The organism is Streptomyces sp. NPDC090077 (genome assembly GCF_044747545.1).
In the GTDB taxonomy this organism is placed as follows: domain Bacteria; phylum Actinomycetota; class Actinomycetes; order Streptomycetales; family Streptomycetaceae; genus Streptomyces.
In genome coordinates, this window is the sequence record NZ_JBIVEG010000003.1 from 312,209 (window position 1) to 330,600 (window position 18,392).

At 69.7% G+C, this 18,392-nt stretch carries 13 protein-coding genes; 9 read left to right on the top strand and 4 right to left on the bottom strand.

Going from position 1 to position 18,392, the window contains the following annotated elements:
* The first annotated feature begins 317 nt into the window (after window positions 1-317).
* The 3 genes from ngcE to ACIPW5_RS08315 are packed head-to-tail and all read left to right on the top strand — an operon-like array spanning window position 318 to window position 3,670.
* Window positions 318-1,742 (top strand): N-acetylglucosamine/diacetylchitobiose ABC transporter substrate-binding protein, encoded by a 1,425-nt coding sequence (ngcE, locus tag ACIPW5_RS08305; protein WP_401242244.1) that lies wholly within the window; start codon window positions 318-320, stop codon window positions 1,740-1,742.
* Between the two features lie 37 nt (window positions 1,743-1,779).
* Window positions 1,780-2,727, top strand: a complete 948-nt coding sequence (locus ACIPW5_RS08310) for a carbohydrate ABC transporter permease (protein WP_401242034.1) — start codon at window positions 1,780-1,782, stop codon at window positions 2,725-2,727.
* Between the two features lie 13 nt (window positions 2,728-2,740).
* Window positions 2,741-3,670: a carbohydrate ABC transporter permease gene (locus ACIPW5_RS08315; RefSeq protein ID WP_401242036.1), complete on the top strand. Its 930-nt coding sequence runs from the start codon at window positions 2,741-2,743 to the stop codon at window positions 3,668-3,670.
* On the opposite strand, the gene ACIPW5_RS08320 is transcribed toward ACIPW5_RS08315, so the two are convergent.
* From ACIPW5_RS08320 to mgtA, 3 genes are all read right to left on the bottom strand, one after another.
* Complete coding sequence (locus ACIPW5_RS08320; protein WP_401242039.1) at window positions 3,648-4,529, bottom strand: hypothetical protein; 882 nt, start codon at window positions 4,527-4,529, stop codon at window positions 3,648-3,650. The two genes, ACIPW5_RS08315 and ACIPW5_RS08320, sit on opposite strands and share 23 nt — an antisense overlap.
* A gap of 61 nt (window positions 4,530-4,590) precedes the next feature.
* Window positions 4,591-5,310, bottom strand: a complete 720-nt coding sequence (locus ACIPW5_RS08325; protein ID WP_401242041.1) for an MgtC/SapB family protein — start codon at window positions 5,308-5,310, stop codon at window positions 4,591-4,593.
* A gap of 43 nt (window positions 5,311-5,353) precedes the next feature.
* Window positions 5,354-8,074: a magnesium-translocating P-type ATPase gene (gene mgtA / locus ACIPW5_RS08330; RefSeq protein WP_401242044.1), complete on the bottom strand. Its 2,721-nt coding sequence runs from the start codon at window positions 8,072-8,074 to the stop codon at window positions 5,354-5,356.
* A gap of 611 nt (window positions 8,075-8,685) precedes the next feature.
* On the opposite strand from mgtA, the gene ACIPW5_RS08335 reads away from it, so the two are divergent.
* The 6 genes from ACIPW5_RS08335 (at window position 8,686) to ACIPW5_RS08360 (ending at window position 17,159) form a co-directional block, all read left to right on the top strand.
* Complete coding sequence (locus ACIPW5_RS08335) at window positions 8,686-9,900, top strand: ROK family protein (RefSeq protein WP_401242047.1); 1,215 nt, start codon at window positions 8,686-8,688, stop codon at window positions 9,898-9,900.
* Between the two features lie 117 nt (window positions 9,901-10,017).
* On the top strand, window positions 10,018-11,133 hold the full coding sequence (locus ACIPW5_RS08340) for a sugar ABC transporter substrate-binding protein (protein WP_401242049.1): 1,116 nt from the start codon (window positions 10,018-10,020) through the stop codon (window positions 11,131-11,133).
* Window positions 11,134-11,314: 181 nt separating this feature from the next.
* Window positions 11,315-12,103 carry an ATP-binding cassette domain-containing protein gene (locus tag ACIPW5_RS08345; RefSeq protein WP_401242051.1) on the top strand — a complete coding sequence of 263 codons (789 nt, stop codon included), beginning with the start codon at window positions 11,315-11,317 and terminating at the stop codon, window positions 12,101-12,103.
* On the top strand, window positions 12,100-13,392 hold the full coding sequence (locus tag ACIPW5_RS08350; RefSeq protein ID WP_401242054.1) for a sugar ABC transporter permease: 1,293 nt from the start codon (window positions 12,100-12,102) through the stop codon (window positions 13,390-13,392). Before ACIPW5_RS08345 ends, ACIPW5_RS08350 begins: the two co-directional genes overlap by 4 nt.
* 252 nt (window positions 13,393-13,644) lie before the next feature.
* Complete coding sequence (gene dxs / locus ACIPW5_RS08355; protein WP_401242056.1) at window positions 13,645-15,561, top strand: 1-deoxy-D-xylulose-5-phosphate synthase; 1,917 nt, start codon at window positions 13,645-13,647, stop codon at window positions 15,559-15,561.
* 101 nt (window positions 15,562-15,662) lie between these two features.
* Entirely contained in the window at window positions 15,663-17,159 is a 1,497-nt protein-coding gene (locus tag ACIPW5_RS08360) for an amino acid permease (protein WP_401242058.1), read from the top strand.
* A gap of 3 nt (window positions 17,160-17,162) precedes the next feature.
* Here ACIPW5_RS08360 and ACIPW5_RS08365 read toward each other — a convergent pair whose 3' ends face one another.
* Window positions 17,163-18,269 (bottom strand): LCP family protein, encoded by a 1,107-nt coding sequence (locus ACIPW5_RS08365; protein WP_401242060.1) that lies wholly within the window; start codon window positions 18,267-18,269, stop codon window positions 17,163-17,165.
* Between the last annotated feature and the right edge of the window lie 123 nt (window positions 18,270-18,392).

Genomic DNA, 18,392 nt, shown 5'->3' on the forward strand with positions numbered 1-18,392 from the left:
GCCAGGCGGAGCGATCCGCCGTCTGTCGGCACCATAGGGCCGTACCCCCGTTAAGGGGGTGCGGCCCTTCCGCTTTTTTCGCGGTGGCGGTCCCAGGTGACGGACAGGTCTCAACTCGGAAAAGCCGGGAACGATCCTTGTGCACGATCTTGCTCAGCCGAGCGGAAGTGGACTATACCTGTGCCCGTCCGGGCCACCGCGCGACGAGCGGCCCCGGGCCGGGGGAAGCCGGGGGACCTGCGGTGATGCCCGCATGCACGGTAACTGCCGTGATTTCCGGCCTCCTTCACACATCTGACGAAGGCGAGGACATGAGCATGGGATCCACTGGTGAGGGCCTCGGCCGCCGTGATCTGATCAAGCGTTCCGCAGCGCTCGGACTGATCAGCGTGCCGACGATGAGCTTCTTGTCCGCCTGCGCCTCCGGCGGTGAGGACACCACGAAGGGCCCCGACAAGGGGGCCGTGTCCAAGGAGAACCCCTTCGGGCTCGCCAAGGGCGGCAAGCTCGACGTGGTCATCTTCAAGGGCGGCTTCGGCGACGACTACGCGAAGGCCTGGGAGGCCGCGTTCGACAAGAAGTGGGGCACCACCAGCTCCCACCTGGCCACCCAGGAGATCGCGGCCAAGCTCCAGCCCCGGTTCAACGCCGGCAACCCGCCGGACGTCCTCAACGACTCCGGCGCCCAGATGATCAAGATCGACGTCCTGGCCAAGGGCGGCCAGCTCGCCGACCTGACCGCGCTCCTCGACTCGCCCTCGCTCGACGATCCGGGCAAGAAGGTCCGCGACACCCTGATCGCCGGCACGGTCGAACAGGGTTCCCAGGGGGGCAAGTTCGTCGCCCTGAACTACGTCTACACCGTCTTCGGCCTCTGGTACTCCGGCAAGCTCTTCAAGGAGAAGGGCTGGACCGAGCCGAAGACCTGGGACGAGTTCCTGGCCGTCTGCGCCAAGGCCAAGGAGGCCGGCATCGGAGGCCTGGCCCACCAGGGGAAGTACCCGTACTACATCAACGTCGTCATCATGGACCTGATCGCCAAGAAGGGCGGTCTGGAGGCCATGAAGGCCATCGACAACCTCGCCCCGAACGCCTTCGAGGGCAACCCCGCGGCCCTGGCCGCGGTCGAGGCGGTCTACGAGGTGGTCGAGAAGGGCTACCTCATGCCCGGCACCAACGGCCTGACCCACACCGAGTCCCAGACCGCCTGGAACCAGTACAAGGCCGCCTTCATCCCCTCCGGCTCCTGGCTGGAGAACGAGCAGCTCAAGCAGACCCCGGAGGACTTCGACATGAAGTTCCTGCCGGTGCCGGTGCTCGCCGACAGCAAGCTGCCCTTCACCGCCATCCGGGCCGGGGCCAACGAGGCCTTCGTCGTCCCGGAGAAGGCCGCCAACAAGGCCGGCGGCCTGGAGTTCCTGCGCTCCATGCTCTCCCGCGAATGGTCCACGCTCTTCGCCCAGCAGGCCAACTCGCTCACCGTCGTCAAGGACGGCGTCGACCCGGGCGTCAAGCTCCGGCCGGGCACCCAGTCCGCGGTCGCCGCGGTCAAGGCCGCCGGGGCGGACACCTTCAACTACCTCTACCCCGACTGGTACAGCGAGATGGATTCCGAGATCCAGAACGCGTCCAATGAGCTGATGGCCCAGCGGATCCAGCCAAAGGAGTGGATCAAGCGGGCCCAGGCTGCGGTAGACAAGGCTGCCAAGGACCCCAACGCCAAGAACAACCACCGCAGCTGACCCCACGTCCACCGGCAGCGTCACAGGGACGGACACCATGAGCCAAGTAGCCCGGCGCAGGGGAAGGACCACCGGCTTCATCGCCGGCTTCCTCGTCCTGCCGCTCGCGCTGTACCTGACCTTCGTCATCTGGCCGTACGTTCAGACGTTCGGCTACTCCTTCACCAACTGGTCGGGCCAGTCGCCGACGTTCGACTTCGTCGGCCTGGAGAACTACTCCGCCCTGATGGACGACGAGGTTTTCCGCGGCGCCCTCTGGCACAACCTGCTGCTCCTGGTGTTCGTCCCGGTGATCACCATCCTGCTCGCCCTCTTCTTCGCCTTCATGGTGAACGCGGGAGGGCGCAGCGGGGCCGGCGGGGTGCGGGGCGTCCGCGGATCGGCCTTCTACAAGATCGTCTACTTCTTCCCGCAGGTCCTCTCCCTCGCCATCCTCGCGGTGCTCTTCGGAGCGGTGTACCGCAGCGACGAGGGCGGCCTGCTCAACGGGGTCCTCTCCTGGGCCGGCCTCGTCGACCCGGCCCACCCCGTCGAATGGCTCAACGACCCCGACCTCGTCCTGTGGTGCCTGCTGCTGGTGGTGGTCTGGCACGGGGTCGGCTTCTACCTCGTCCTCTTCTCCGCGGCCATGCAGTCCGTGCCCAAGGACATCTACGAGGCCGCGCTGCTCGACGGCGCCGGGCGCGCCCAGACCTTCTTCCGGGTCACGCTGCCCCTGCTGTGGGACTCTGTGCAGACCTCCGCGGTCTACCTGGGCATCGCCGCGATGGACATGTTCGTCCTCGTGTCGACCATGACATCCGGCCAGTTCGGCGGCGGACCCGACCACCACAGCGAGGTCATGGCCACCGTGCTGATGCGCAACTTCCTGTACTTCGGGAAGAGCGGGTACGCCTGTGCCATGGGCGTGGTCATGCTCGTCCTGACCATGATCCTCTCCATCGTCACGCTGCGCGCCACCCGCCGCGAGCGCATCGAGTTCTGAGAGGAGTTCCACGATGACCACAGTGATCAAGGCGCCCGGCGAGTCCTCGGCCGAGCGGTCCGGCGGCGCCGGAGGTGCCGACGGGGGCAGCGGGGGCCGCAGTTCCGACGGCATGGCGCTCAACGTCTTCTCCCACGGCTTCCTCGCCGTCTGGGCGGTGCTGATCGTCCTGCCGCTGGTCTGGCTGGCGCTCGGTTCCTTCAAGACCGACACCCAGATCGGCTCCTCGGCCCTCAGCTGGCCCTCCAACTGGCACTTCGACGCCTTCGGCCGGGCCTGGGACAAGGGCATCGGCGGCTACTTCGGCCACACCCTGATCGTGATGGCCTTCTCCGTCCCGCTGACGATGCTGCTCGGCTCCATGGCGGCGTACGTACTGGCCCGCTACCCCTTCCGGGGGAACCGGATCATCTACTACTTCTTCGTCAGCGGGGCGATGTTCCCCGTCTTCCTGGCGCTCGTACCGCTCTTCTTCATGGTCAAGCGCCTGGACATGCTGAACACGTACCAGGGGCTGATCCTGGTCTACGTCGCCTACTCGATGCCCTTCACCGTCTTCTTCATGCACTCCTTCTTCCGCACCCTGCCGACGGCGGTGCACGAGGCGGCGGTGATCGACGGGGCCTCGGACACCCGGATCTTCTTCCAGGTGATGCTGCCGATGGCCAAGCCCGGCCTGATCAGCGTGGGGATATTCAATGTCCTGGGCCAGTGGAACCAGTACATCCTGCCCTCGGTGCTGATGCAGCCGCAGAGCGGGTCCGACCCGGAGCGCTACATGCTCACCCAGGGCCTGATCCAGCTCCAGTACCAGATGGGCTACGAGACGGACCTGCCGGTGCTGTTCGCCGGCGTGACCATCGCGATGATCCCGATGCTGGTGGTCTACCTGTCCTTCCAGCGCCAGATCCAGGCGGGCCTCACCTCGGCGACCCTGAAGTAGCCCTCCGCAGCTGGTACAGCCTCCCGGAGCCGGGACCCCCGACGTTCTGGTGGAGCCTGGGCGACCGCGCGGTGCCGCCGACGCCCCACGCCGGCCAGCCGCACCCCGGTACGTCCAGGCGGACCCGCTGGGACCAGGGGTCCCGGCCGGGCTCGTACGACCAGGTGCCGGTGCCCGAGCAGCCCGGCGGGGTACGGCCCGAGGTGTCGCCGGGGGAGTGCTCGGCGACACCGGAGGCGGTGACCCCGCCGTCCGCGGTGAAGGTCAGGGTGTTGCCCGTGCGGTCGGCCCAGGTGCCCGCCAGTGCCGCCGGGCCGAGCACCGGGGGCGCGTACGGCGGCAGCACTCCGGTGACCAGCCCGAGGGCGCCGCACAGGGCCGTTCCCGCCACCAGGGCCCCGCCCCACAGCGCCACCCGGCGGAAGAGCCCCTCGCCCCGGGGCCGGGCGAGCAGGGCGCCCGCCGACAGCGAGGCCGTCGCCGAGGCCCAGAAGAGCAGGGCGGACCGGGCCGGGGCGTCGTTGTACGCGGCGAAGGCCCAGACCGGCGGCGCCAGCAGGGCGGCCACCAGCAGCGGCACGCAGCACCACGCCGCACGCCCGCCGAGCCGGCGGCCGAGGAGGTCGGACAGCGCGACCGCCGGCAGCACGAAGAGCAGCGACAGCAGGAACGCGACGACGCCGACGACGCCCGTGAGGGAGACGAGGCCCGCCCCGATCCAGCTCCAGTCGGGCGGCGTGTCGGGAGGCGGCTGCGTCCGCACGTACAGCAGGGCGACCACGACGGCGAGCAGCACCTCCAGGTACCCCACCAGGACCGAGACCAGCAGGACCCTTCCGTACGACCGTTCCTGACGCATGCCCGCCCCCCCCGGTTGCCGTCCAGGGTCCATACTGCCAGCCGCGCTGAACGCGTTCAATTCATCGTGCGGGCACCACCGACCAGCTGACGGCCGAGACCGACGGGTCGAGCGAGAGGCTGCTCACCGCCTCCTCCAGCGTCCGGCCCTTCTCGCCCTCGGCGGTCAGCAGCGCCGACACCGTCACCCGCCCCGGCAGCGGCCCGTCCTGGCTGCGGATCTCCCGCAGCTGGTAGTCCGGCCGGGCCAGGGCGTCGACCAGCCGGTGGCGGATGTGGGCCTCCTCCGCCTCCAGGCACACGGCCTCGAAGTGGTAGTCGACGGCCACCTCCGCCCCGCCGCCCGGCTCGCGGTCCAGGCGCCGGCCCAGCGGGCGCAGCAGGAGGTTGGCCCCCACCACGCCCGCCGTGCCGAAGGCGGCGAGGACGAACAGGCCCACCCCGGCCAGGCAGCCCACGGCCGCCGAACACCACAGGGTCGCGGCCGTGTTCAGGCCCCGGACGCTCAGCCCGTCCCGCATGATCACCCCGGCGCCGAGGAAGCCGATCCCCGAGACGATCTGGGCGGCGACCCGCGAGCCGTCGTAGTGCACCTCGGAGACCGCGCTCAGGAACCCGTACTGCGAGAGCAGCACGAACAGTGCCGCCCCGCCCGCCACCAGGGCGTTGGTGCGCAGCCCCGCCATCCGGGCGCGCCACTGGCGCTCCAGGCCGATGACCGACCCGAAGCCGAGGGCCGCGGCCAGGTGCGCGGCCATCTGTCCTTGCGTGAGGAGGGTCATCGGCCTTCCCCCTTCCCTTCTTTCCGTCCGGCGGACGCGCCGGCTAGAGCCAGGTGCCGAAGCGGCGGATGTACCAGGTCTTCACGAGCTGGGTGAGCGTGCAGTACGCGAGCAGTACGCCGATCAGCCACGGGAAGTACGACGCCGGCAGGGCGGTGAACCCCAGCGGTGCGGCCAGCGGGGAGAAGGGCAGCCAGAGCCCGGTCAGCACCGCGAGGACGGTCATCGTCATCACCGGCCAGGAGGCGCGGGACTGGACGAAGGGGATCTTGCGGGTGCGGATCATGTGGACGATCAGGGTCTGCGAGAGCAGGCCCTCGACGAACCAGCCGGACTGGAAGAGCGACTGCTCGGCCGCCGTGTTCGCCGCGAAGACGTTCCACATGATCACGAACATCGCGATGTCGAAGATCGAGCTGATGGGGCCGATGGTCACCATGAAGCGGAAGATGCCCTTGGCGTCCCAGTTGCGGGGCTTGCGCAGGTACTCCTCGTCCATCCGGTCCCAGGGCGTGGCCAGCTGGGAGATGTCGTAGACCAGGTTCTGCACCAGCAGCATGATCGCGAGCATCGGCTGGAAGGGGATGAACGCGCTCGCCACCAGCACCGAGAAGACGTTGCCGAAGTTCGACGAGGCCGTCATCTTGATGTACTTGATCGTGTTGCCGAAGGTGGTCCGGCCCTGGACCACGCCCTGTTCCAGGACGGTCAGGTCCTTCTCCAGCAGGATGATGTCCGCCGACTCCTTGGCGATGTCCACGGCGGTGTCCACCGAGATGCCGACGTCGGCGTCGCGCAGCGCGGCCGCGTCGTTGATCCCGTCGCCGAGGAAGCCGACGGTGTGCCCCTCGGCCTGCAGGGCCCGGACGATCCGGGCCTTCTGGACCGGGTTGGCCTTGGCGAAGACCGTCGTACGGGCCGCCAGTTCGCGCAGCGCGGCGTCGTCGAGGGCGTCCACCTCGGCGCCCGAGACCACGTGGCCCACCTCGATGCCGACGTCGGCGCAGACCCGGGCGGCGACGAGCTCGTTGTCGCCGGTGACCACCTTCACCGCGATGCCCTTGTCCGCCAGGCCCCGCAGGGCCGCGGCCGCGGAGGCCTTCGGCGGGTCGAGGAAGGCGAGGAAGCCGACCAGGGTCAGCCCGTCCTCGTCCGCGACGGTGTAGGTCGCGCGCGGCTCGGCGACGGTACGGGTGGCCACCGCGAGGACCCGCAGGCCCTGCCGGTTGTTCTCCTCGGCGATCCGGGTGGCGCGCAGCCGCAGCGCGTCGGTCAGCTCGACCCTCGCGCCGCGGTCGGTCAGGTGCGTGCAGAGGGCCAGGACCTCTTCGACGGCACCCTTGGTGATCATGACGTGCTCGGGCCGTCCGGCGGTCGCCGCCATGCTGTTGCGGTTGAGGACCACGGACATCCGGCGCCGGGCGAAGTCGAAGGGGATCTCGTCGACCATCGAGAACCGTGCGTCGACGACAACCTCCTCGGCCTCGTTGACGCGGTCGATGACCGCCTGGTCCATCAGGTTCTTCAGTCCGGTCTGGAAGTGGGCGTTGAGGTACCCGTACTCCAGCACCTCGCCGTCCTCGGCGCCGTGCACGTCCAGGTAGCGGTCCAGGACGATCCGGTCCTCGGTGAGGGTGCCGGTCTTGTCCGTGCAGAGCACGTCCATCGCGCCCAGGTTCTGGATCGCGTTCAGCCGCTTGACGACGACCTTGCGCCGGGACATGGCGACCGCGCCGCGGGCCAGGTTGGCGGAAACGACCATCGGCAGCATCTCGGGGGTCAGGCCCACCGCGACCGCGATGCCGAAGAGGAAGGCCTCGTCCCAGTCGCCCTTGGTCAGGCCGTTGACCATGAAGACGACGGGGACCATCACCAGCATGAAGCGGATCAGCAGGAAGCTGACCTTGCGCACGCCGGTGTCGAAGTTGGTCTGCGGGCGCTCGCCCACCAGGGTGCCGGCCATCGAACCGAAGTAGGTGCCGGCCCCGGTGGCGACGACCACGCCGGTGGCGGTCCCGGAGGTCACCGACGTGCCCATCAGGCAGAGGTTGTCGGCCTCCACCGGGTCGGTGGTCGCGTCCTGGCCGAGGTCCTCGGCTCGGGTGTCGGCCTTGGCGACCGGCAACGACTCGCCGGACAGCGCCGCCTGGCCGACCATCAGGTCCTTGGAGGTGATCAGCCGCAGGTCGGCCGGGATGAGGTCGCCGGCGGCCAGCTTGACCAGGTCGCCCGGGACCACCCGGTCCATCGGCACCTCGAAGGTGGTGGGCGCCGCCCCGCTGCCCGAACGGCGCTGCACCGCGCACGTGGTGGTGACGAGCTCCTTCAGGGCGTCGGCGGCCCGGCCCGAGCGGTACTCCTGCCAGAACCGGAGCAGTCCGCTGACCGCCACCATCACGGAGAGGATGACGACCCCGGGATCCGCCGGGTCCTGCCAGAACATGACGGCGGCCAGGAAGACCAGGACGCCGATGAAGGGGTTGCAGAAGGCCTTGGCGAGCTGGGTGAACCAGTGCGGGGTGCGCTCCTGGGCGACGATGTTGGGGCCGTGCCGCTCCAGCCGCAGCGCGGCCTCGGCGTGGGTGAGGCCGTTGCGCGAGGTGTCGGCGTCCTGGAGGACCCGGACGGCCGGGCGGGCGCTGATCGCGGCCAGGCGCTCGCCCGCCAGGCGGGTGGCGGCTTCGAGTTCGGCGGCCTTGCGCTCGCGGCGGCCGCGGCCCGGCGGCGCGAGCTTCACCGGGGTACGAGGGGTGAGCATGGTCATGGCGAATACCTCCCTCCACGGCGTCCGGGCAGCGCGCAGCCGCACGGTGACGTGGAGTGATCGATGTACGGCGCGGGGTGGCGGGGGACGCCACGGGGTGCGCCGCGGACATGGATGACGTATGCCTGACAGGAGAGTCAGGGCATGCGAAAGGAGAGGGGGAACAGGGTCCCGCAGGGGAACCGGCGCGGGCGCGGCAAGGAGACGGCGCGGGGCCGTCGCCGTGGACGCACGCGGAAGGTCAGCCGATCAGCGGGGCGGTGGCCCGGACGGTCGGCGGCTCAGCCGGAGCAGGCGCGGCGAGGACTTCGATCGGGACTCATCCCGAACACCTCCTCGCGTAGCGCCGTCATGACAGGGCGCGCGGTCCGGCCGGAAAGGCCGCAGAGGACCGGCGCCTCAGCGACCGTAACACGATCCCGGCGGCCCTTGTTCATACTTTCGGGCCATGTGTCCGGTTCGCTCTGTCTCAGGCTCTTGACGACAGAGGGGGCAAAGGCTCGACTTAAGGTTCACAAGTTGGAGAGACGCCGGGGTCTCGGAACGCAGAACCGCGACACCGGCCGGGGGGCGACGGATGGCCGTCGCTTATGGGCAGGAGTGGATGAGTCGTGCAGACTCCCGGATCGCAGTCCTCACTGCATCGCGCGAACCTGGAGAGGGTCGTGCGGGCCGTGCGCCTCGCGGGTTCGCTGACCCAGGCGGAGATCGCCCGCACCACCGGACTGTCGGCGGCCACGGTCTCCAACATCGTCCGTGAACTGAAGGAGAGCGGGACCGTCGAGGTCACCGACACCTCGGCCGGCGGCCGCCGGGCCCGCAGCGTCTCGCTCAGCGGGGACGCGGGCATCGTGATCGGGGTGGACTTCGGCCACACCCACCTGAGGGTGGCCGTGGGCAACCTGGCGCACCAGGTGCTCGCCGAGGAGGCCGAGCCGCTGGACGTGGACGCCTCCTGGGTGGACGGCTTCGACCGGGCGGAAGCCCTGGTCGGACGGCTGGTCCAGGGCATCGGGGTGGCCCGCGACAAGGTCATCGGCGTGGGGCTCGGCGTCCCGGGCCCCATCGACGTGGAGTCCGGCACGCTCGGCTCGACCGCGATCCTGCCGGGCTGGGCGGGGATCAACCCGCGCCAGGAGCTCTCGCAGCGCCTCGGCGTACCCGTCTACGTGGACAACGACGCGAACCTCGGCGCGCTGGGCGAGCTGGTCTGGGGCAGCGGACGCGGGGTCCGCGACCTGGCCTACATCAAGGTCGCCAGCGGCGTGGGCGCGGGTCTGGTCATCAACGGCCAGATCTACCGGGGGCCGGGCGGCACCGCGGGGGAGATCGGGCACATCACCCTGGACGAATCGGGCCCCGTCTGCCGCTGCGGCAACCGCGGCTGCCTGGAGACCTTCGCCGCCGCGCGCTACGTGCTGCCGCTGCTCCAGGGCACGCACGGCCCCGAGTTGACCATGGAGAAGGTGGTCGAGCTGGCCCGGGGCGGGGACCCGGGGTGCCGTCGGGTCATCACCGACGTGGGCCGGCACATCGGCAGCGGCGTGGCCAGCCTCTGCAACCTCCTGAACCCGAGCCGGATCGTGCTCGGCGGCTCGCTGGCGGAGGCCGGGGAGCTGGTGCTGGCGCCGATCCGGGAGTCCGTCGGGCGGTACGCCATCCCCAGCGCGGCCCGCCAGTTGTCGGTCCTCACGGGGTCGTTGGGCGGCCGTGCGGAAGTACTCGGAGCGCTGGCCCTCGTACTCAGCGAGATGGGCGATTCGACGCTTTTGGCGGAAAATGGCATTGGGGTGCGAGTACCCGCCGCCATGCCTTCAGGTAGATAACGGATGGCACCGTTGTCATCTCGTTAAGGATTCACTCCTTGACGGCAAACCGCGGCCGGGGTTGACTCACGTCCACCTCGGCCGCAGCGTTGCGGCCTCGTCAGGGAGGTTCAACGAATGAACACGCGTATGCGTAGAGCCGCCGTTGCCGTCGCCGCCGGCGCCATGGCCGTTTCGCTGGCCGCTTGTGGCAGTGCCAAGGAAGCGGACGGCGAGAAGAAGCCCTCCGGGCCCGCCGCCGCCGGTGACGCGATCAAGGTCGGCCTGCTCCTGCCGGAGAACCAGACCGCGCGCTACGAGAAGTTCGACAAGCCGCTGATCGAGAAGAAGATCGCCGATCTCACCGGCGGCAAGGCCGAGGTGGTCTACGCCAACGCCAAGCAGGACGCGACCACGCAGAACTCCCAGGTCGACACGATGATCACCAACAAGGTGAACGTCCTGATCGTGGACGCGGTCGACGCCAAGGCCATCGCCGGCTCGGTCAAGAAGGCCAAGGACGCCGGCATCCCGGTCGTCGCCTACGACCGCCTGGCCGAGGGCCCGATCGACGCCTACACCTCCTTCGACAACGAAGAGGTCGGCAAGGTCCAGGGCAAGGCCCTGCTGGAGGCCCTGGGCGACAAGGCCAAGGACGGCCAGATCGTCATGATGAACGGCTCCGTGACCGACCCGAACGCCGCGCTGTTCAAGAAGGGCGCCCACTCCGTCCTCGACGGCAAGGTGACCATCGGCAAGGAGTACGACACCAAGGAGTGGAAGCCGGAGAACGCCAACACCAACATGGCGGGTGCGCTGACCGCGCTCGGCAAGGACAAGGTGGTCGGCGTCTACTCCGCCAACGACGGCATGGCCGGCGGCATCATCACCGCCCTCAAGGCGGCCGGCCTGTCCCCCCTGCCCCCGGTCACCGGCCAGGACGCCGAACTCGCCGGTGTGCAGCGGATCGTGGCGGGCGAGCAGTTCATGAGCGTCTACAAGCCGTACGCCCCCGAGGCCGCGGCCGCCGCCGAGATGGCCGTCGCCCTCGCCAAGGGCGAGAAGATCGACGGGATCATCAACAACAAGGTCGACAGCCCGACCGCCAAGGGCGTTCCGTCCGTGCTGATCCCGGTCGTCTCGCTCACCAAGGCCAACATCAAGGACACCGTCGTCAAGGACGGCGTCTACACGGTCGAAGAGATCTGCACCGACAAGTTCGCGGCGGCCTGCGCCACCATCGGCCTCAAGTAAGGCCCTCGACGGCTCCGCACCGCGGCCCGTCGGCCCCCCTGCCCTGCCCGGCGCCCCGCCCCTCATACCCCGCCAACCGCGGGGCGCCGGGCAGAAACGATTCACCTTTCGCTCGTCGTATCCCATCCGCCCCGCTCCTGCTCTTTTGCACGACATCCCCGCCGGTCAGGCGGCGAAGGAGATGGTTCATGTGTCCGCTGCGCCCGTGCTGGCGTTGCGAGGGGTCTCGAAGCGGTTCGGCGCCGTCCAGGCCCTGACCGACGTAGACCTCGAGATCCACTCCGGTGAGGTGGTCGCCCTGGTCGGCGACAACGGCGCCGGCAAGTCCACGCTGGTCAAGACGATCGCCGGCGTGCACCCCATCGATGACGGAGTCATCGAGTGGGAGGGCCGCCCGGTCTCCATCGGCAAGCCCCACGACGCCCAGAACCTCGGCATCGCGACCGTCTACCAGGACCTCGCGCTGTGCGACAACATCGACGTCGTCGGCAACCTCTTCCTCGGGCGCGAGCTCAAGCGCTTCGGCGTCCTCGACGAGGTGGAGATGGAGCGCCGCGCCCGCGAGCTCCTGACCACCCTGTCGATCCGGATCCCCAGTGTCCGGATCCCCATCGCCTCGCTCTCCGGCGGCCAGCGCCAGACCGTGGCGATCGCCCGCTCGATGCTGGGCGAGCCCAAGCTCGTCATCCTCGACGAGCCCACAGCGGCCCTCGGCGTCGAGCAGACCGCGCAGGTGCTCGACCTCGTGGAGCGCCTGCGCGAGCGCGGCCACGCCGTCATCCTCATCAGCCACAACATGGCCGACGTGAAGGCGGTCGCCGACAAGGTGGCGGTGCTGCGGCTGGGCCGCAACAACGGTGTCTTCAACGTCGCCGACACCTCGCAGGAAGAGATCATCTCCGCCATCACCGGGGCCACGGACAACGCCGTGACCCGCCGGGCGGCCCGCACCGGGGAGGCCCGCAAGTGAGCACCGAACACCACACCGCGGCGGAAGAGGTGGCCAAGCTGGCCAACCCCGCCGCCCCGGCGGACGCCATTCCGGCGGTCGACCCCCGCCTGCTCGTGCGCGAGCAGGGGCTGTCCGGCTACCTGAACGAGTTCGGCCGCAAGATGAAGGCCGGCGACCTGGGCTCGATCCCGGTCGTCCTCGGCCTGATCATCATCTGGAGCATCTTCCAGGGGCTGAACTCGAACTTCCTCTCCCCGGAGAACCTCTCCAACATCGCGATCACCATGGTCGCCACCGGCATGATGGCCGTCGGCATCATCTTCGTGCTGCTGCTCGGCGAGATCGACCTCTCGGTCGGCTCGGTCAGCGGCGTCTCGGGCGCGATCGTCGCCGTCCTCGCCGTCACCCACGGCGTCAACGAGTGGGTCGCGATCCTCGCCGCCGTCGGCGGCGGCGCCCTGATCGGCGCGATCCACGGCTTCTTCTTCGCCAAGATCGGCGCCCCCGCCTTCGCCGTCACCCTGTCCGGCCTGCTGTTCTGGTCCGGCGCCATGCTCCAGATCCTGGGCAGCAACGGCACCATCAACCTCGACTCCGAGGGCGTGGTCGGGAAGCTCACCACGTACTACTTCTCGGACGTGGCCGCCGGCTACGGCCTCGCCGCCGTCGCCACCCTGGCGTACTTCCTCGCCACCTTCACCGACAACCGGCGCCGCGAGGCCGCCGGGGTCCCCTCGCGGCCGCTCGGCGAGATCCTGCTGCGCACCGGCCTGCTGGCGGTCTTCACCTTCGGCCCCGCCGTCGTGTTCAACCAGTACAAGGGCCTGCCGCTGGCGGTCGTGCTCTTCGTGCTGGCGCTGGTCGGCACGGACTTCCTGCTGCGCCGCACCACCTTCGGCCGCAACGTCTTCGCCCTCGGCGGCAGCGTCGAGGCCTCCCGCCGCGCGGGCGTCAACGTCACCGGGATCCGCATCGCGGTCTTCGCGATCGCGGGCACCTTCGCGGCCATCGGCGGCCTCTTCTGGGCCTCCAAGATCGCGGCGGCCAACCAGAGCGCCGGCGGCGGCGACCTGCTGATGAACGTGATCGCGGCGGCCGTCATCGGCGGCACCAGCCTCTTCGGCGGCCGCGGCCGGACCTGGAACGCCCTCCTCGGTGTGATGGTCATCACCAGCATCCAGTACGGTCTGGCACTGGAGGGGATCGCGACTCCGATCCAGTACATGATCACCGGTGCCGTACTGCTGGCCACGGTGGTCATCGACTCGGTGACCCGCAAGACCCAGAAGTCGGCCGGCCGCGCATGACCGCGTGACCTGGGCCGATCCCAGGCGGCAGGACCCGTCGCAGTGCCCGGTGCCACTCCGTGTGGCGCCGGGCACCTGTGCGTACACACGTGCGTACGGGTGTGCGGGCTTCCGCCCGTTTGGGATGTGTGATGCCGCGACCAGGTGTACAGGTATGACCAGGGCGTGACCCGCCAGGTACCGCCCGATGACCGCCCTCGCGAGCGGAACATTAGACTCGACAGACCAGCAAGCAACTGCAAGGAGGCACGGGTGCTGCTGACCCGCATCAAGGGACCGCGCGATCTGGACCGGCTCAGCCAGGAGGAGCTCAACCAGCTCGCGGCAGAGATCAGGTCCTTCCTCGTCGACGCCGTCTCGAAGACCGGCGGGCACCTCGGCCCCAACCTCGGCGTGGTCGAACTGACGATCGCCCTGCACCGGGTCTTCGAATCGCCCAAGGACAAGGTCCTTTTCGACACCGGCCACCAGGCCTACGTCCACAAGCTGCTCACCGGCCGCCAGGACTTCTCGGACCTGCGCGCCAAGGGCGGCCTGTCCGGCTACCCCTCGCGGGCCGAGTCCGACCACGACGTGATCGAGAACTCGCACGCCTCCACGGTGCTGGGCTGGGCCGACGGCCTCGCCAAGGCCAACGAGGTGCTCGGCCGCGAGGACCACCACGTCGCCGCCGTCATCGGCGACGGCGCGCTGACCGGCGGCATGGCCTGGGAGGCGCTGAACAACATCGCCGCCGCCAAGGACCGCCCGCTCGTCATCGTCGTCAACGACAACGAGCGCTCCTACGGCCCCACCATCGGCGGCCTCGCCAACCACCTGGCCACCCTGCGCACCACGGACGGCTACGAGCGCTTCCTCGCCCGCGGCAAGGAGCTCCTGGAGCGCACCCCCGTCGTCGGGAAGCCGCTCTTCGAGACCCTGCACGGCGCCAAGAAGGGCCTGAAGGACTTCATCGCCCCCCAGGGCATGTTCGAGGACCTGGGCCTGAAGTACATCGGCCCCATCGACGGCCACGACATCGAGGCCCTGGAGTCCGCGCTCCAGCGCGCCAAGCGCTTCAGCGGCCCGGTCATCGTGCACTGCCTCACGCAGAAGGGCCGCGGCTACACCCCGGCCCTGGAGCACGAGGCGGACCGTTTCCACGCCGTCGGCGTGATCCACCCCGACACCGGTCTCCCGGTCAAGACCGCCGCGGCCAGCTGGACCTCCGTCTTCTCCGACGAGATGGTCAAGATCGGCCACGAGCGCCCGGACGTCGTCGGCATCACCGCGGCCATGCTCCACCCGGTCGGCCTCAACAAGTTCGCCGAGGCCTTCCCGGACCGCATCTACGACGTCGGCATCGCCGAGCAGCACGGCGCGACCTCCGCGGCCGGCCTCGCCACCGGCGGCGTCCACCCCGTCTTCGCGGTGTACGCGACCTTCCTCAACCGCGCCTTCGACCAGGTCCTCATGGACGTCGCCCTGCACAAGTGCGGCGTCACCTTCGTCTTGGACCGTGCCGGGGTCACCGGCGACGACGGCGCCTCCCACAACGGCATGTGGGACATGTCCATCCTCCAGGTCGTCCCCGGCCTGCGGCTCGCCGCACCGCGCGACGCCGAGCAGCTGCGCGCGCAGCTCCGCGAGGCCGTCGAGGTCAAGGACGCCCCGACCGTGGTGCGCTTCTCCAAGGGCGTCGTCGGCCCCGCCGTCCCGGCCGCCGGCCGGATCGGCGGCATGGACGTGCTGCGCGCCCCGGCCCCCGAGGTCACCCGACCGGACGTACTCCTCGTCTCCGTCGGCGCCCTCGCCCCGATGTGCCTGGAGATCGCCGACCTGCTCGACAAGCAGGGCATCTCCTCCACCGTGGTCGACCCCCGCTGGGTCAAGCCCGTGGACGAGGCCATGGCCCCGCTCGCCGACCGGCACCGGGTCGTCGTCACCGTCGAGGACAACGGTCGCGCCGGCGGTGTGGGCTCCGCCGTCGCGCAGGCCCTGCGCGACGCGGGCGTCGACGTACCGCTGCGTGACTTCGGCATCCCGCAGCGCTTCCTCGACCACGCCCAGCGCAAGGAGATCCTGGCCGAGATCGGCCTGACCGCCCCGGACATCGCCCGGCAGGTCACCGGCCTGGTCGCCAAGCTGGACGGCCGCTTCGAGAGCGAGCCGGCCGCCACGGTCGACTAGCCCGACCGGCCGGATCGCGCGGTTGCACGTCACGGGCCGGGAGATCACCCTTGAAGGGTGGGCCTCCCGGCCCGTTCGCGTACTTCTTGGGAGGTGCGTCGGTGAGCACGGATCCGAACAGCCCGTTCCGCACCAAGACGGTGGAACAGTCCATCCGTGACACGGAGGAGCCGGAGCACGCGCTCCGCAAATCTCTCTCCGCCTGGGACCTGACGGTCTTCGGTGTCGGCGTCATCATCGGTACCGGCATCTTCGTCCTCACGGGCATCGCGGCCCGCAACAACGCCGGCCCCGCCACCGCGCTCTCCTTCGTGGTGTCGGGCGTCGTCTGCGCCCTCGCGGCCCTCTGCTACGCCGAGTTCGCGTCCACCGTCCCGGTGGCCGGATCGGCGTACACCTTCGCGTACGCCTCGATCGGCGAGCTGCCCGCCTGGATCATCGGCTGGGACCTGGTGCTCGAATTCGCCCTCGGCACTGCCGTGGTCGCGGTCGGCTGGTCCGGGTACGTACGCCACCTCATGCACACGAACCTCGGCTGGGACCTGCCCGTCGCGCTGTCCGGACCGGATGCGGGCGGCACCTTCGACCTGATGGCCTTCCTGCTGGTCCTGGTCCTGACCGCGGTCCTCGTCGTCGGCACGAAGCTGTCGGCCCGGATCACCGCGGTCGTCGTGGCCATCAAGGTCTTCGTGGTGCTGCTCGTCATCGTCGCGGGCCTGTTCTTCATCAAGGCCGACAACTACTCGCCGTTCATCCCCCCGGCGCAGCCGCAGGAGGGCGGCAGCGGCTGGACGGCACCACTGGTCCAGCTGCTGTTCGGGTACGAGCCCACCAACTTCGGCGTCATGGGCATCTTCACGGCGGCCTCCCTGGTCTTCTTCGCCTTCATCGGCTTCGACGTCGTGGCCACCGCGGCCGAGGAGACCAAGAACCCGCAACGGGACATGCCGCGCGGCATCCTCGGCTCGCTGCTGATCTGCACACTGCTCTACGTCGCCGTGACCATCGTGGTCACCGGCATGCAGTACTACGCGGAGATGTCGCCGACCGCGCCGCTCGCCGAAGCCTTCAAGTCCGTGAACCAGCCGTTCTTCTCCGGTGCCATCAGCCTCGGGGCGGCCGTCGGCCTGATCACGGTCAGCATGATCCTGCTGCTGGGCCAGACCCGGGTGTTCTTCGCGATGAGCCGTGACGGACTGCTGCCGCGCGTCTTCTCCGTCACCCACCCCAAGTACCGCACCCCGTACCGGGCCACGCTGCTCCTCGGCGGGATCATCGCGATCATCGCGGGGTTCACCAGCCTCGCGAAGCTCGCGGAACTGGTCAACATCGGCACCCTGTTCGCCTTCGTCATCGTGGCGCTCGGCGTGATCATCCTGCGCAAGACCCGGCCCGACCTGCACCGGTCCTTCCGCACCCCGTGGGTGCCGGTGGTACCGATCCTGTCGATGGCGGCCTCGCTCTGGCTGATGCTCAACCTGCCGGCCGAGACCTGGCTGCGCTTCGGGGTCTGGATGGCGATCGGCATCGTCGTCTACTTCCTGTACGGCAAGCGCAAGAGCCGTCTCGCGCAGCTCGGCCAGGACGCGAAGTACTAGGAGTCAGGAGGACGGTGACGGCCCGGGCGCGGGGGACTTGGCGCCCGGGCCGCCGCCGCCCTTGGCGGGGGAGTCCTTCGCCGAGGCGGGCACCTTCCGGTCGTTGCGCAGGGCCTCCCACAGCTGGGAGGCCTTCTCCTCGGCGACCACGACCCGGTTCGGGTCCACCTTGTCGTACGCCACCGGCAGCATGATGGTCTCCATGGTGGACGGGTCCACGCCCTGCATGCTCCGCGCGAAGTCGGACAGCGCGGTGAGCGAGGCCAGATCGGAGTCGGTGGTCAGCGACTTGGTGCCGGCGTCCGCGAGCCGGTAGAGCCGCGCCGGGTTGCCGAGGGCGTCCTGCTTCTTGATCTCGGACAGCATGGCCAGCAGGAACTGCTGCTGGAGCCCTATGCGTCCGAGGTCGCTGCCGTCCCCGTAGCCGTAGCGGGTCCGTACGAACTTCAGCGAGGCGGTGCCGTCGAGGCGGTGCGTCCCCGCGTCCAGTTTGAGGCCGCCCTTCGCGCCCGTCATCGGCCGGTCGAGGGTGACGGTGACCCCGCCGAGGGCATCGACCAGCCCCTTGAAGCCGGCGAAGTCCACCTCGACGAAGTGGTCCACGCGGATCCCGGACAGCTGCTCCACCGTCTTGACCACGCAGGCCGGACCGGCCAGCGAGTAGACCGAGTTGAACATGACCCGGCCGGCCCCCGGGACGGTCCCGCCGTCCCGGTCCTTGCACTCGGGCCGGGTGATCAGGGTGTCGCGCGGAATGCTCACCGCGGTGGCCCTGGCCCGGCCCTCGGGTATGTGCACCAGCATCGCCGTGTCGGAGCGGGCCCCGCTGACGTCGCCGTGATCGAGCTCGCCGTTGGCCCCGGCCCGGGAGTCGGAGCCGAGCACCAGCACGTTCTGCGCGTTCTCGACCACCTTCGGCGGCCGGTTGTCCGCGCCGATGGCCCGGTCCAGGTCCACGCTGTCGATGTTCCCGCTGAGGTGACCGTAGACCCACCAGCCGGAACCCGCCGCGCCGAGGACCACCACGGCCGCCGTCCAGGCGAGCCCCCGCCGGATCCGGGAGGCGCGCGAACGGGGTGGCTTCGTGGTGGCGGCGGAGTCTGAAGTCATGCCCGGGAACCGGTCCTTCCGAACGGGTGGGGGGAGATCCGTCGGGGATCTCGGGAGGATCTCGCGGGCTACAACATAGACGCAGGGGGCCGCCCGGGAGCCCCGGGGTATCCTGAATCTGTT